The sequence below is a fragment of the Roseateles subflavus genome, assembly GCF_030285365.1.
GTDB lineage: Bacteria > Pseudomonadota > Gammaproteobacteria > Burkholderiales > Burkholderiaceae_C > Roseateles_B > Roseateles_B subflavus.
In genome coordinates this window covers 33,244-47,971 of sequence record NZ_JASVDS010000004.1, presented here as the reverse complement: position 1 = coordinate 47,971, position 14,728 = coordinate 33,244, and the positions used below count along the sequence as shown (strand labels likewise).

9 protein-coding genes are annotated in these 14,728 nt (G+C 70.5%); 2 read left to right on the top strand and 7 right to left on the bottom strand.

Features of this window, described 5'->3' with window-relative positions; translation table 11 throughout:
- Nucleotides 1–42: 42 nt before the first annotated feature.
- The 4 genes from QRD43_RS14625 to QRD43_RS14610 all read right to left on the bottom strand — a co-directional run bounded on the left by QRD43_RS14625 (nt 43) and on the right by QRD43_RS14610 (nt 4,763).
- The gene (locus tag QRD43_RS14625; RefSeq protein WP_285983239.1) at nt 43–1,008 is read right to left on the bottom strand and encodes an ABC transporter permease; all 966 of its coding nucleotides are present in this window, start codon (nt 1,006–1,008) and stop codon (nt 43–45) included.
- A complete protein-coding gene (locus tag QRD43_RS14620) occupies nt 1,001–2,119 on the bottom strand; it encodes an ABC transporter permease (RefSeq protein ID WP_285983238.1) in 1,119 nt (372 codons plus the stop codon). The genes QRD43_RS14625 and QRD43_RS14620 overlap by 8 nt, the downstream gene beginning before the upstream one ends.
- Nucleotides 2,116–3,666 carry an ABC transporter ATP-binding protein gene (locus tag QRD43_RS14615; protein ID WP_285983237.1) on the bottom strand — a complete coding sequence of 517 codons (1,551 nt, stop codon included), beginning with the start codon at nt 3,664–3,666 and terminating at the stop codon, nt 2,116–2,118. Before QRD43_RS14615 ends, QRD43_RS14620 begins: the two co-directional genes overlap by 4 nt.
- A gap of 113 nt (nt 3,667–3,779) precedes the next feature.
- On the bottom strand, nt 3,780–4,763 hold the full coding sequence (locus QRD43_RS14610) for a BMP family lipoprotein (protein ID WP_285983236.1): 984 nt from the start codon (nt 4,761–4,763) through the stop codon (nt 3,780–3,782).
- A 514-nt stretch (nt 4,764–5,277) separates the two neighbouring features.
- Between QRD43_RS14610 and QRD43_RS14605 the strand changes: the two genes are divergently transcribed.
- On the top strand, nt 5,278–5,586 hold the full coding sequence (locus tag QRD43_RS14605) for a FeoA family protein (RefSeq protein WP_285983235.1): 309 nt from the start codon (nt 5,278–5,280) through the stop codon (nt 5,584–5,586).
- 70 nt (nt 5,587–5,656) lie between these two features.
- Nucleotides 5,657–7,525 (top strand): ferrous iron transporter B, encoded by a 1,869-nt coding sequence (gene feoB / locus QRD43_RS14600; RefSeq protein ID WP_285983234.1) that lies wholly within the window; start codon nt 5,657–5,659, stop codon nt 7,523–7,525.
- Between the two features lie 588 nt (nt 7,526–8,113).
- Here the strand turns inward: feoB and prsT are convergent.
- The 3 genes from prsT to QRD43_RS14585 all read right to left on the bottom strand — a co-directional run bounded on the left by prsT (nt 8,114) and on the right by QRD43_RS14585 (nt 14,629).
- On the bottom strand, nt 8,114–10,891 hold the full coding sequence (prsT, locus tag QRD43_RS14595) for an XrtA/PEP-CTERM system TPR-repeat protein PrsT (protein ID WP_285983233.1): 2,778 nt from the start codon (nt 10,889–10,891) through the stop codon (nt 8,114–8,116).
- Between the two features lie 249 nt (nt 10,892–11,140).
- Complete coding sequence (sbcB, locus tag QRD43_RS14590; protein ID WP_285983232.1) at nt 11,141–12,592, bottom strand: exodeoxyribonuclease I; 1,452 nt, start codon at nt 12,590–12,592, stop codon at nt 11,141–11,143.
- 45 nt (nt 12,593–12,637) lie between these two features.
- Nucleotides 12,638–14,629 (bottom strand): alpha/beta hydrolase family protein, encoded by a 1,992-nt coding sequence (locus QRD43_RS14585; RefSeq protein ID WP_285983231.1) that lies wholly within the window; start codon nt 14,627–14,629, stop codon nt 12,638–12,640.
- Between the last annotated feature and the right edge of the window lie 99 nt (nt 14,630–14,728).

Below are 14,728 nucleotides of genomic sequence, written 5' to 3'. Positions count from 1 at the left end.
GACTTTCCTTCCAGTGCAGGGACGGGGCATGGCGCCCCGCCCTCAGCGTTCTTTGACGTAGGGACGGCCCAGCGCCTTGGGCGCCAGGGCCTGGCCGATGAAGCCGGCCAGCAGGATCACGGTCAGCAGGTAGGGCAAGGCCTGGATGGCCTGCACCGGCACCTCGCCGATGCCCGGCAGCTTCACGCCCTGCAGGCGGATGGCCACAGCATCGAGGAATCCGAACAGCAGACAAGCTGCCGCGGTAGGCAGCGGCTTCCACTTGCCGAAGATCATCGCGGCCAGGGCGATGTAGCCGCGGCCGGCGGTCATGTTGGGCGCGAAGGAGGCGTTCTGGGCCAGCGTCAGGTAGCAGCCGGCCAGGCCGCACAGCAGGCCGTTGAGCACCAGCGCGCCGTAGCGCAGGCCCTTCACCGACACGCCCGCGGCCTCCACCATCGCGGGGTTCTCGCCCACGGCGCGCAGGCGCAGACCCGGCCGGGTGCGCTCAAGGAAATACCAGACGGCGAACACCAGGGCGAAGGCCGCGTACACGAGCCCGTTGTGGCTGAGCAGACCGTGTCCAAGGACGGACGCGAACCACTGCCCTTCGGCCGGCTCGGCAAAGCCGGGCACCAGGCCGTGCAGGCGGACCTCGGGCGACACCGGCGGCGTCTGCCCGCCCTGCGCGAACCAGGCGATGCCCAGCACCACGGTCAGGCCGGCGGACACCATGTTGATGGCCACGCCCGAGACGACCTGGTCACCGCGGTGGCTGACGCAGGCGAAGCCATGCACCAGGGACCACGCGCAGGCCACCAGCAGCGCGGCGCCCACGGCCAGCAGCGTGGAGCCGGTCATGGCCCCCACGGCTGCCGCGGCGAAGGCGGCGGACAGCATCTTGCCCTCGAGGCCGAGGTCGACCACGCCCGATCGCTCGGACAGCAGGCCGGCCAGCGCGGCCAGCAGCAGCGGCGTCGTGACGCGCAGCGTCGAGGCGATCACCGAACCGATCAGCACTTCATCCATGTTGGGCCTCCTTGCGCTTGAAGGCGGCGTAGATCCGCGCAAACAGGGGCGCCGACACCATGGCCATCGCGCCGGCGAACAGCACGATCAGGCCCTGCACCGTCACGACCATCTCGCGGGAGAAGCCGGGCACCTCGAAGGACACCTCGACCCCCCCCTGGTAGAGCACGCCGAAGAGCAGCGAGGCCATCACGATGCCGACGGGGTGGTTGCGCCCCATCAGCGACACGGCGATGCCGGTGAAGCCGGCGCCGGCCACGAAGTCGAGCGTGAGCTTGCCCTGCACGCCGGAGATCTCGTTGATGGCCATCAGGCCGGCCAGCGCGCCGGAGACGCCCATGGCCACGAGCACCTGCAGGCGCGGCCGGATGCCGGCGTAGTGCGCGGCCTCGGGCGCGGACCCCACCGCGCGCAGGCGGTAGCCGGCGCGACTCTTCCACAGGAACCACCACACGAAGACGCAGGCCAGCAGCGAGAGCACGAGGCTCAGGTTCACGGGCGACGACGGCCACTCAAGGCCGACCTTCGCGGCCAGCGCGTGCAGCGCGGGCATGCGGGCGCTGTCGGCGAACTCCAGGCTCTCGGGCGACATCGAACCCGCGGGGCGCAGCCAGTTGACCAGCAGGTACACGTTCAAGCTCGTGGCCAGGAAGTTGAACATGATGGTCGTGATCACGATGTGGCTGCCGCGCCAGGCCTGCAGATAGGCCGGCACCGCCGCCCAGGCCGCGCCGAACAGCGCGGCGCCGAGCACCAGCAGCGGCAGCATCACGGCGGCGGGCAGCGTGGGCGAGAGCCACAGCGCCAGCAGCGCGACGCCCAGGCCGCCGAAGGTCGCCTGCCCTTCCCCGCCGATGTTGAAGAGCCCGCCATGGAAGGCGACGGCCACGGCCAGGCCGGTGAAGATGAAGGTCGTCGTGTAGTACAGCGTGTAGCCAAGGCCCCGTCCGCTGCCCAGGGCGCCCTCGACCAGCACCGAGAAGGTCTGCGCGGGGCTCTGGTGGATGGCCAGCACGACGAGCGCGGCCACGCCCAGCGCGACCACGAGATTCCACAGGGGCAGCAGCACCAGGTCCATCCAGCGCGGCAGGGTCAACGATTGCGCGCTCATGCCTGCGCCTCCTCGGGCTGGGCCGTCATCAGCAGGCCCAGGGTCTTTTCATTGCAGTCGGCGATGGCCAGCTCGCCGGTCACGCGGCCGGCGTTCATCACCACCACGCGGTCGGCCAGGGCCAGGATCTCGTCCAGCTCGCTGGAGACCAGCAGCACGGCGCAGCCCTCGTCGCGCAGGCGGCGCAGCTGGCCATGGATGAACTCGATGGCGCCGATGTCCACGCCGCGCGTGGGCTGGCCCACCAGCAGCACGGCCGGCTTCTGCGCGATCTCGCGGGCGAGGATCAGCTTCTGCTGGTTGCCGCCGGAGAACTTGCTGGAGCCCAGCATCGGGTCGCGCGGTCGGACGTCGAATCGTTCCATGAACGCGCCGGTCTGGGCCTTCATGTGCGACTGGTTCATGGCCAGGCCCAGCGGGCCGGCGCGGTACTGGGCCTGCTCGTGGTAGCCCAGCGCCGCCGTCTCCCAGGCGGGGAAGCTCATCACCATGCCGCACAGGTGGCGGTCCTCGGGCACGTGCGCGGTCTGCAGCGCGCGGGCCTGCGAGGGCGTCATCCAGGCGCCGGGCTCGAAGGACTGCCCCGCCACGGTCAGCAGGCCCTCGTCGGGCGCCTGCATGCCGGACAGCAGCGCGAGCAGCTCGCTCTGGCCATTGCCCGACACCCCGGCCACGCCGACGATCTCGCCCGCCCGCAGCTGCAGGTCCACGCCCTTGAGCGTGAGCACGCCCTGCTCGTTGCGCACCTTCAGGCCGCGCGCCTGCAGGCGGACGTCACCGGCCTTCGCCACCTCGGCCTCCCCGCGCCCCAGCGTGACCTTGCGGCCCACCATGGATTCGGCGAGGTCCTCGGGGCTCGTGTCCCCGATGGCGACGGTCTTCACCACCTGGCCGGCGCGCATCACCGTGACGGCGTCGCACAGCGCCATCACTTCCTTGAGCTTGTGCGTGATCAGCAGGATCGTGGTGCCCATGGCGCGCAGCTGGCGCAGGGTCACGAAGAGCTGCTCGGTCTCCTGGGGCGTCAGCACCGCAGTGGGCTCGTCCAGGATCAGGATGCGGGCGCCGCGGTACAGGGCCTTGAGGATCTCCAGGCGCTGCAGCTCGCCCACCGGGAGGTCACCCACCAGCGCATCCAGGCGCACCTGCAGGCCGGTCTCGCGCATCAGCGACTCCAGCTTCGCGCGGGCCGCCTTCTTGGCGCCGCCGAGGAAGAAGCCGCCCTCGGCGCCCAGCATGACGTTGTCCAGGCAGGAGAGCGTCTCGACCAGCATGAAGTGCTGGTGGACCATGCCGATGCCCTGGGCGATCGCGACCTGTGAGTCCGGGATCTGCACGCGCTGGCCGTTGATCTCGATGTGCCCCTCGTCGGCCTGGTAGTAGCCGTAGAGGATGGCCATCAGCGTGGACTTGCCGGCGCCGTTCTCGCCGACGATGCCGTGGACGCTGCCTGCCGCGATGCTGAAGCTGACGCCGCGGTTGGCCTGCACGGCCCCGAAGCGCTTGGAGATCTCGCAGAGGCGGACCGCCGGCTGGGCGGTGCTCATGGGAGCTGTCATGGGTGGAAGGGGAATGTGGCGCTGGGCGGGCGCCACACCGGACGCCCCGCGATTTCCAGGCGGCAGACCCGACCGGGGTCAGGTCTTGCCGCGGGGGCTCATCAGTACTTGCAGGCGTTGTCCGCCATGTAGTCGGCGACCTTGATCTTGCCGGCGATGATGTCCGCCTTGTAGGCCTCGACCTTGGCCTTGATGGCCGGGCTGATCAGCTTGGTGTTGTGCTGGTCGACGGCGTACTCGACGCCGTTCTCGGCCAGGCCCAGGATCTGGATGCCGGGCTTCCATTCCTTCAGCACGTTGTAGACGGCGACGTCCACGCGCTTGACCATGGAGCTCAGCATGGTGCCGGGCTGCAGGTGGTTCTGGTTGCTGTCCACGCCGATGGCGAACTTGCCGGCGTCCTTGGCCGCCTGATAGACGCCCACGCCGGTGCCGCCGGCCGCGGCGAAGACCACGTCCACGCCCTTGGCGAACTGGGCCTTGGCCAGCTCACCGCCGCGGGTCGGGTCGTTCCAGGCGGTGGCCGTGGTGCCGGTCATGTTGGCCTGGATGTCGACCTTGGGATTCGCCGCCTTGGCGCCCTGCTCGTAGCCGCACTGGAACTTGCGGATCAGCGGGATGTCCATGCCGCCGACGAAACCGACCTTGCCGGACTTGCTGGTCAGCGCGGCCAGCGCGCCGATCAGGAAGCTGCCTTCGTGCTCCTTGAAGACGACGGCCTGCACATTGGGCAGGTTGACCTTCTCGTCGATGATGACGAACTTGGTCTTCGGGAAGTCCTTGGCCACCTGCTGCAGGGCCGAGGCCTGAGCGAAGCCCACGGAGATGATGGGGCTGGCGCCCCGCTCGGCCATGCGTCGGATGGCCTGGGCGCGCTGGGTGTCGTTGCTGATCTCGAACTCGAGGTAGGGCTTGCCCGTCTCGGCCTTCCAGCGCTCGATGCCGCGGTAGGCGGCCTCGTTGAAGCTCTTGTCGAACTTGCCGCCCATGTCGAAGATGACGGCCGGCTGCTGGGCCTGCGCGGTGGTGGCGGCCAGGGTCAGCGCGGCAAGGGCCGTCGCGGCGAAAGCGTGCATGGTCTTCATGGTGGGCAATTCCATCTCGACAGAACAGACAACAGACAAAGGGAGAACGGCGGGCCGGCGGGTTCAGCCGCGGCTGCAGCCCGGCGACCTGCCCGGCGCTGCCAGCACGGCAACGCCAGCGCATTCTAGAAAGCGGGAGTGTATCGGCGAATGAGGAAAACGCTAAACGTTTGCGCGCCCGCATTTTCCAGCAGATGCCGGCGGCCGGACGAGCATGCCGGCGCGCCGCCGAACCCACCTCCCGGCCCCTGCCCTCCCGCCGCCTCGCCGCGGTGACAGGCCCGCTCCCACGGGCTCCGAGGCGGGCGCGGGCCTCTGCCCGCCCGAGGGCGTCCGCACGAGCGCCCCACCGGCCGGGCCGCCCTCGTCGCCCCGCCCGGCATCGCCTGGAGTGGCGCCCCTACAAAAATTCACGCGCCGAATTTGAGATGGCTCAAGACACATGCACTAAATGCGATTCTTTCTCATTTAGAATGGGCCATCCTCTTGCAGAGCCCAGCTCGCGTCAGACACCATGATTGCAGCCCCGTCCTTCACGCTGGCCCAGGCCGGCATCGGCCAGGCCCACCGGGTCAAGTCCCTGCACGCGCCGGCCCACGCGCCGGAGTGGCCGCAATGGTTGGAGGAGATCGGCTTCGTCAGCGGCGAGCACGTCTCGGTGCTGGCCAAGGGCCTGCCGGGTGCGGATCCGCTGGTGGTGCGCATCGGACAGTCCACCTTCGCCCTGCGTCGCGCCGAGGCCGACTGCATCGAGCTCGCCCTTCCCCATGAAGCGCCCGAACTGACGAGCACGCCTGCCCTGGGCCAGCAAGCCCTGGCATGAGCGATTTCCCACTGCCCGCCGGGGCGTCCTCCCGCCTGCCGGGACCGCTGGCCTCGCTGAAGGTGTCCTGATGAGCGAAGCCGTCATCCACGTCCATCCGGCCGGGCCTCTGCTGGCCCTCGTCGGCAATCCGAACTGCGGCAAGACCGCCCTCTTCAACCGCCTCACCGGCAGCCGCCAGAAGGTGGCGAACTACGCCGGCGTGACCGTCGAGCGCAAGGAAGGCCGCGTGCAGACGCCGCAGGGCAAGACCCTGCGCCTGCTCGACCTGCCCGGCACCTACAGCCTCTACCCGCGCTCGCCGGATGAGCGCGTGACCTGCGACGTGCTCGCGGGCCGTGCCGTCGGCGAGAAGCGGCCGGACCTCGTCGTGTGCGTGCTCGACGCCACCAACCTGCGCCGCAACCTGCGCCTGGTGCTCGCCGTGCAGCGCCTGGGACTGCCCTGTGTCGTGGCCCTCAACATGGCCGACCTCGCCGCGAAGCGCGGCCTGCACATCGACACCGACAAGCTCTCGCGGGCGCTCGGCGTGCCCGTGCTGCGCACCGTCGCCACGAAGGGCGAAGGGCTGGACGACCTGCGCACGCTGCTGGGCCAGCGGGACCACTGGCCCGAGGTGCCGCCCCAGGGCGACCCGAGCACCGACCCGCAGGACCAGGCCCGCGTCAATGCGCTGCTACATGAGCTGGGCCTCGACCAGCAGACGCCCGAGCTGCCCAGCGACCAGCTGGACCGCGTCGTGCTGCACCCCGTTGCCGGCCCGCTGCTGCTGGCCGTGCTGCTGTTCTTCCTCTTCCAGGCCGTGTTCAGCTGGGCCGAGCCGCCCAAGGACTTGATCGAGTCGTCCATCGCCTGGCTGGGCGCCGAGGTGGGCGGCATGATGCCGGAGAGCTGGGTGCGCAGCCTGATCGTCGACGGCCTCATCGCCGGCGTCGGCGGGGTGCTGGTCTTCCTGCCCCAGATCCTGATCCTGTTCTTCTTCATCCTCGTGCTGGAGGAGTCCGGCTACCTGCCGCGGGCCGCCTTCCTGCTGGACCGCCTGATGGGCAGCGTGGGTCTCTCCGGTCGCAGCTTCATCCCGCTGCTGTCGAGCTTCGCCTGCGCCATCCCGGGCATCATGGCCACCCGCTCGATCGCCAGTCCGCGCGACCGCCTCGTGACCATCCTGATTGCGCCGATGATGACGTGCTCGGCGCGCTTGCCGGTGTACGCCCTGCTGATCGGCGCCTTCATCCCGCAGCGCACGCTGTGGGGCGGCATCCAGATGCAGGGGCTGGTGCTCTTCGTGCTGTACCTGGCCGGCATCCTCGGCGCGATGGCCGTGGCCTGGGTGCTCAAGCGCTTCACCAGCGGCCAGCAGACGCGCCCGCTGATGATGGAGCTGCCCAGCTACCACTGGCCGCACCCGCGCAACATCGCCATCGGGCTGTGGCAGCGCGCGGTGATCTTCCTGCGCCGGGTGGGCGGCATCATCCTCGTGCTGACGATGCTGCTGTGGCTGCTGGCCAGCTTCCCCGGGCCGCCGGAAGGCGCCACGGGCCCGGCCATCCAGTACAGCTTCGCCGGCATGCTGGGCCGCGGCCTCGCCGTGATCTTCGAGCCCATCGGCTTCAACTGGCAGATCAGCCTGGCGCTGGTCCCCGGCCTCGCGGCGCGCGAGATTGCCGTCAGCGCCCTGGGCACGGTCTACGCCCTGGCCGCCACGGGCGAGGACACTGCACAGGCGCTGGCCCCGCTCATCGCCGAGAGCTGGTCCCTGCCCACCGCCTTCTCGCTGCTGGCCTGGTTCGTCTTCGCGCCCCAATGTGTGGCCACGCTCGCCGCCGTCCGCCGCGAGACCGGTGGCATGAAGATCCCGCTGATCATGGTGACCTACCTGTTCGGCCTGGCCTACCTGGCCTCCTACATCACCTACCACGTCGCCAAGCTCTGGTGGTAGCCCTGAACGGGCGCCGCCTGGGCCGGGCGCCTGCCTCGCCTGCGTCGTCCGGACGCTGCCGGACCGTGCGCGCCTTCCGTCACCCGTGCGCCGAACACGGCCGTCCAAAGTTCAAGGCTGCGGCCTTCATCGTTCGTGCGGCCGGCCCCCATTCAGGCATCAGCCCGATGACACGCGCCCGATCCCCGCGGGCCTCAAGACCGGGATGACCACACGCCGCCATCTGCTGACGTACGACGGCAAGGCCTGTTGCTGAGAGCCGCCGGCCTCACCCGCCGCCCCGCCACGGCATGCCGCTCATCCGCTGACGCTCATCTGTTGACGCTGGACTCGCCGCGTCCGGCTGCGCTGAGGCAAGCGCCCGCAAGCCAGCCGCGCGACGACAAATGCCGCCCCCCCCGGCCGTGACCGGCGGAGCGAACCCGCTGGCCGATCAAGGACGTCTTCGCCGCGACGCCGGACAGCGCCAGCACGCGGCGGCGTCATGTCGGGACCGGCCCCGCACTCCCCATGAAAAAAGCCCCGGGGCCGTGGCGGCCCAGGGGCTTTTCATCACTCGGCGGGCCTGGCGCGGCGGCGCCGCGCCGCTCAGCGGTTCGCCTCGGCCAGCAGCTTCTCGACCTCGCCTTGCTGGGCGAAGCCCTTGCCGAGCTTGGTGAGCTGCTGCAGCTCCTGGCGAGCCGCCGCCTTGTCGCCTGCGGTGAGCAGGAAGCGGGCCAGGGCCAGGCGGTAGGCCGGCACGTCCGGGGCCATCTGGACGACCTTGCGCTGGACCTCCAGCGCCTTGGCCGGCTGGCCTTCGGCCGCCAGGGCCCCGGCGTAGGTGTCCATCACGGCGGGCTGCTCGGGCGCCAGGGCCAGCGCCTTCTGCGCCAGCTCCACGGCGCCCGGCTTCTTCTGCGTCGTCAGCAGCCACGACAGGTTGTTCAGCGCCCCGACCAGGTCCTGGCGCTTGGCCAGCAGGCCGCGGTAGAGCTTCTCGGCCGACGGGAGGTCATTGGTGGCCAGCGCCAGATCCGCCAGGTAGAGGCCGAAGGTGATGTCGTCGGGATGGCTCTTGAGCCAGCTGTCGGCGAAGGCATCGGCCTCGGCGGTGCGACGGACCTTGCGCAGCAGGGCATGCAGGCGCAGGGGGGACTCGCCGGGGTTCTCGAGGGTCAGGGCCTTGCGCATGGACGCCAGGGCCGGGTCGGTCTCGCCCAGCTCCTGCTGCACGATGCCCTCGGCCAGATAGCCCGCCGCGGCCTTGGGATGGCGGGACTGCAGGTCCTTGGCCAACGCCAGCGCCTCCTTCGGGCGCTTGAGCTGCAGCTCCACCTGGATGGCCATGGCGCGCGCCTGGAGGTCATCCGGGCGAACGTCCAGCACCTTCTTCAGCTCACGCTGGGCGGCCGTGAAGTCCTTGTTGAGGATCTGCACGCCGGCCGTGCCCAGCTGGCCCACGCCGGATTCCGGCGCCAGCGAGGTGATCTTGCCGAAGGTGCTCAGCGCCTGCCCGTTCTCGCCGGCCAGCATCTGGGCCCGCGCCAGGCGTTCCATGAGCTCGATGTTGTTGGGAATGGCCGCGACGGCCGCCTGCGCCGTGCTGAGCGTCAGCTTGACGTCGCGCCCGGCCAGCAGCACGTCCAGCTGCATCTGGCGCGCCAGGGCGTCGTTGGGGTCGACGCGCACGGCTTCGTTGAGCGACTTCAGCACCTGCTCGTGAGGCTTGCCCAGCTGGGCGTCCAGCTCGGCCAGGGCCCGCAGGGCCTGGGAGTTCTTGGGGTTGTCCTTGATGTAGGCCTCCAGGCGCGCGCGCCCCTGGTCCGGCTTCTTCTCGTTGACGTCGATGGTCACCAGGCCGCCCAGGGCCAGCAGCAGCTTGGGGTCCTTCTTGAGCACGGCCTCGAAGGACTTGCGGGCCTCAACCAGATTGCCCTGGACCAGCTGCACGCGCCCGCGCAGCAGCGGCACGTCGATCGAGTCGGGCTGCTTGCGCTCGAGGCTGTCGATGGCCTTGAGCGCCGCGGCATAGTCCCGGCGGCCGGCCAGCGCGCTGATCAGCGCGAGGTCCACGCCCGTGCCCTTGTCCTTGGCGGCGATGGTGTTCAGCTCGGCCACGGCCGCATCGGACCCGCCGCTGCTCAGCTGGCCGATGGCCAGGGCCGCGCGGTAGCGCTGGTCGTCCGGACGGAGGCTGGCCGCACGCTTGAAGTACTCCTCGGCCTGCTTCTGCTCGCCCTGGAGCATGGCCGCCTGGCCGGCCAGCGCCAGCGCCTCGCTGTCCTTGCTGCCACTCTCCAGCAGCGGCTTGAGCGCCGCCAGCGCCTTGGCCGGCTGGCGCAGCTTGATCAGGGCCTGGGCATGCTGGTAGCGCAGCTGGGCCGACTGGGGCGCCAGCTGGACCGCCTTGGCGGCCAGGGCCTCGGCCTCGCTGTAGTTGCCCAGCCGGGCCTCGGCCATGGCGGCCAGGCTCAGCAGGCCCAGGTGCTCGGGCGCGGCGCGGCGCAGGGCCTGCACCAGCTCCTTGGCCCGGCTGTAGTTGCCGGCGGCCATCTCGACCTTGGCCTCCAGCAGCGCCGTGCGGCCGCCCGGGACGCCGGCCTTCTTCATGGCCGCCAGCTGCTGGCGGGCGGCGTCGATGTCATTGCGCGCGAGCGCCTGGCCCAGCAGCGCGTCGTGGGCGTCGAACTGGTCCGGCTTGACGGCCAGCAGCTGCTTGAACGTGGTGATGGCGGCGTCCGGCTCGTTCAGGGCGCGCAGCTGCAGCTGCGCCTTGAAGAGCAGTGCGCTCGCGGATTTGGGGTGCGTCTTGAGGAGCTCGTCCAGGCGCTGGACGGCCTCGGTGAAGGACTGCTGGCTCGAGAGGATCCGCGCCTGGGCCAGGACCGCCTGCTCGGAGCCCGGGTCGCCGGCCACGGCGGCCTCGGCCAGCTGGCGCGCACGGTCGCGGTCGCCGGTGCCGAGAGCGGCGGCGCTCAGCTGGGCATCGAGCGAGGCCTGCGCCGCCTTGTCGGCCAGTTTCGTGCTGCCGTAGTCGCCCAGGGCCTTCTTCAGCTGCCCCTGGCTCAGCATCACCTGCACCAGCAGCGGCACGACCTGCTCCTGCGGGTACTTGTACTCGAGCGCGCGGCGCAGCTCGATCTCGGCGTTCACCACCTCACCGCTGTCCAGCAGCGCCTTGCCCAGGAGGAAGCGGCCCTCCGGGTTGGCCGGGTTCTTCTGGAGGAGGTTCTTCAGCTCGATGGTGGCCGTCTTGGCGTCCTGCTGCTGCAGGGCCGTCTTGGCGGAGGCCATCATCTCTTCTTCGCTCTTGCCCCCGCAGGCAGCCAGGAGGCTGACGCTCAGGACCAGGGGAAGGCTCAGTCGACGGGCACGCAGTTTCAAGTCAAAGTCTCCGGTGGTGTGGGGCGGGATGATGCCCCCAAGCGTGAGCAAATGCAGCAGGGACACCCCCACGTTTCCAGGGGCCTCCCCAATCAGGCAGGGGGCGGGCTGCGGCCATTTTCGCGACGATGCCCCGACTTTGCCCCGCCGGACCGTGAGCGGACCGTGAGCCGACGGCCGGTAGGCCGGGGCGGGACGCCAGCGGCGCACGGATGCCCCCCCCTGGACGTTCAGGCGGCCCCTCGGCGCTCACAGCGGCGGCGCGATGGACTCGGCGTAGTCGTAGAGCGCACCGAGGATCTCCTGGCTGCGCTCGTCCTCGACCTGCTCGGCCGCCTCGCCCAGGGCGTCGATGCGCTCGAAGAACTGCGGCAGGCTCAGCGCCCCGCCCTCACCCTCGTGCAGGCGCGCGGCGCAATGCTGCAGCCAGCGGGCCTGCTCGGCCTCGCTCAGCGAGCCGGGGAAGTTGCGGGCGCGGTAGCGGAACAGCAGCTCCTCGAGCCGCCCGTCCTCGAAGGCGATGCGCCCGGCGCCCACGCGCTCGGCCAGCGCCGGGCCGTCCAGCGTGCGCAGACGCTGGAGCTGGCGGCGGTCCTCGGCGCCGACGAAGCCGCCGTAGAGGTCCTCGTCGACGTCCTGCGGCGGCAAAGGCTCCCGCTGGTAGACGCGCGCCCACAGGCCGGCCAGCGCCGCGGCCTTCTCGGCCAGCTGCGTGGCGTGCGCCAGGCACTGCGCCTTGTCCAGGCCCCAGCGCTGGGCCTGGGCGTCGTTCACCGTGGCCAGATTGCCGATCACCACGGGGGACTTGTTGACATGGATCGTCTTGACCGGCAGGCGCGTCTGGCCTTCCGGCAGGTCCGCCTGGCGGGTGAACAGCCGGGCGCGGACGGCCTCGGCATCGAGGCTGAAGAGCTCGGACGGGTCATGGGCCAGGTCCCAGACGATGAGCTCGTTCTTGTTGGTCGGGTGGGCCGCCAGCGGCCACACGAGCGCGAGGCAGCCGCGTTCCACGCCGTACATGCCGGAGATGTGCCAGAACGGCCGCTGCACGCCGATCTCGGCCCACACCGCGTCCTTGCGGCGCAGCTTGAGGCAGAAGTCGAACAGACGGGGCTGCCGCTCGCGCACGAGGCGTGCCAGGGCGATCGTGGCGCGGACGTCCGAGACGGCGTCGTGCGCCTGCTCGTGCGCGAGGCCGTTGGCGCGGCTGAGGTCCTCCAGCTTGAAGGAGACGCGGCCGTCCTCGTGGCGCGGCCATTCGATGCCGTCGGGGCGCAGGGCGTAGGTGCAGCGCAGGACATCGAGCAGGTCCCAGCGGCCGCAGTCGTTCTGCCATTCGCGGGCGTAGGGGTCGATGAGGTTGCGCCAGAAGAGGAAGCGGGTCACCTCGTCATCGAAACGCAGGGTGTTGTAGCCCACGCCCACCGTGCCGGGCTGGGCGAGCGCCGCCTCGATGCGGGCGGCGAACTCGCGCTCGGGCACCCCCTCGGCCTGGCATTGCTGCGGCAGGATGCCGGTCAGCAGGCAGGCATCGGGGTCCGGCAGATAGTCCGGTGCGGGCTGGCAGTAGAGGGCCAGGGGCTCGCCGATCTCGTTCAGCTCGGCGTCCGTGCGGATGCCGGCAAACTGGGCGGGGCGATCATGGCGGGGTACGCGACCGAAGGTCTCGTAGTCGTGCCAGAAGAAGGTCATCGATTGCATGGCCGCCACGATACCTGAAGCCCGGACATCGCCGGGCGCCTGGCATCAGGAAGACGAGGGAAGGTACTGCGCGAGGAAGCGGTCCAGCTCGTCGAAGACCTGCCGCCGCTGCGCCGGATTCAGGATGCTGTGCCCGCCCTGCTCCAGCGTGACCATCTTCACCGGCTTCCCGCCGGCCTGCAGGGCCGCGAGCATCCATTTCGAGTGGTCGTAGGGCACGACGAGGTCGGCCGTGCCATGGACCAGCACGACCGGCACCGTGATGCGCGCGGCCTGGTTCACGGGCGAGGTCGCGGCCAGGCGTTCGCGGTCCGTGACGGCGTCGCCCACCTGCAGCTTGACGGTTTCCCGACCCCAGCGCCCGTCGTCCGAGGCCATGCGCACGAGATCGGTGACCGGCGCCATGGCGAAGGCGGCGCGGTACAGCGAGGGCGTCTTCGCGACGCCCATCAGCGCCGCGTAGCCGCCATAGCTGGCACCGACGATCACCACGCGGGCCGGGTCCACCCACTGCTGGCGGACCAGCTCGCGCACGCCGTCCTCGAGATCGTCCTGCATCTCGAGCCCCCAGCGTCGCAGACCCGCCTCCAGGTGCTTCTGGCCGTAGCCGGTGGAGCCCCGGTAGTTGAGCTGCAGGACAAGGCAGCCGCGGTCGGCCATGAAGGCCGCCCAGACGTCCATCAGGATCGAGTCCCGCGCCTGCGGGCCGCCGTGCGGGAAGACCACCAGCGGCAGCTGCTTCGCGCCGCGCCGGCCCGGCGGCCAGGTCAGGAAGGCCTCCATCGACAGACCGTCCCGCGCCGTGAAGCTGTGGGCGGAACGCTCGCCGAGGGGGACGTCCTCCAGGTCCGGATACAGGGGCGCCAGGAGCGCCATGGTCGGCTGCTCCCCCAGCTGGGCGGTGTAGACGGCGCCCGGCGCGTCGGCCGCGAGGGAGCTCACGACGAAGGTCCGGCCGTCCTTGCTCGCGTCGTAGATCGAGTTGGCGCGTCCCGGCAGCGCCTCGTCCAGGTCCCGCTGCCAGGCGATGTAGCGCGGGTCCCAGTAGCTGCGGCTGGAGTCGCCCAGCATCACCGAGGACACGCCCACGGCTTCGCCCCGGGCGTCCCGCACGAGGTAGCCGTTGAGGTCGCGGTCCGCCAGGGCCAGCTTGAGCTTCAGCTGGGGCTGCGGCTCGCGCAGGTCCATCGTGAAGATGGCGCGCAGGCCCTCGTGGTTCTTCGCGACGTACAGCACGTTCGGGTCCAGGCCGAAGCCCAGCGGCTGGAGATTGGCGGCATCGAAGGGCCGGTTGCGGTGGAGGGTGCGCCAGCCGGAGGACTCGACGTCGCTCACCAGGATGTCCACGGCCTCGTCGTCCTCCCAGCGGAAGGCCACGCGCGGGCGCATCTGGCGGTCCACGAGCCAGCCCCGCACGCCCGTCTTGGACGGTGCGTGGAAGCTGCGCTGGCCGGTGTAGGCATCCACCTTGTACAGGGCCTTGTCGGCACTTTGCTCCGAGGAGTTCAGGGCCACCAGCAGGTGCCGCCCGTCGTCCATGAAGGCGATGACGCGGTCCTGGGCGGTGTTGTACTTCAGGATGCCGGCGACGCCGCCGCGGTCCTTCAGCAGGTTCACGAGCTTGCCGCCGTCCGGGTCGACGCCCACCAGGCGGCGTTCGTCGACGTCGATGTTGCCCCAGCCCTCGTAGTAGCGCTTGAAGGGGAAGCTCAGGCTGAGGACCAGCCGGTCATTGGAGATCCACTCGATCCAGTTGATCTGGAACTCGAGGTTGTCGGTGGACAGCGCCACCTTCATCTCGCCCCCCGTCAGTGCGCGGGTGACCAGCAGCGTGCGGTTCTCGTTGTGCAGCAGCGTGGCGATGCGCTGGCCGTCCGGCGACAGCGCCATGCCCGTCATGAGCGGGCGGCGGGCGAAGGCGCTCGCCGGCGTGCGCGGCTTCCCGGCCGGCGGTGTTGCCGCCAGCACGGCGCCCCACGGGCTTCCCATCAGCGTGCCGCCCATGCCGGCCGCGAACATCCAGTCTCGACGCCTCATCGCCATCCTCCCTGTCCGGTCACTTGTGACTGGCATGTCTGGCCGGCTTGTGCCGCCGGTCCTCGGTCCCGTGGTGACCGCAGACATCCCTCCTGGCGG

Coding starts and splice junctions, on each gene's coding strand:
- sbcB (WP_285983232.1), bottom strand. CDS start 12,592: ATGCAATCGATGACCTTCTTCTGGCACGACTACGAGACCTTCGGTCGC.
- QRD43_RS14625 (WP_285983239.1), bottom strand. CDS start 1,008: ATGGATGAAGTGCTGATCGGTTCGGTGATCGCCTCGACGCTGCGCGTC.
- QRD43_RS14615 (WP_285983237.1), bottom strand. CDS start 3,666: ATGAGCACCGCCCAGCCGGCGGTCCGCCTCTGCGAGATCTCCAAGCGC.
- feoB (WP_285983234.1), top strand. CDS start 5,657: ATGAGCGAAGCCGTCATCCACGTCCATCCGGCCGGGCCTCTGCTGGCC.
- QRD43_RS14585 (WP_285983231.1), bottom strand. CDS start 14,629: ATGAGGCGTCGAGACTGGATGTTCGCGGCCGGCATGGGCGGCACGCTG.
- QRD43_RS14605 (WP_285983235.1), top strand. CDS start 5,278: ATGATTGCAGCCCCGTCCTTCACGCTGGCCCAGGCCGGCATCGGCCAG.
- QRD43_RS14610 (WP_285983236.1), bottom strand. CDS start 4,763: ATGAAGACCATGCACGCTTTCGCCGCGACGGCCCTTGCCGCGCTGACC.
- QRD43_RS14620 (WP_285983238.1), bottom strand. CDS start 2,119: ATGAGCGCGCAATCGTTGACCCTGCCGCGCTGGATGGACCTGGTGCTG.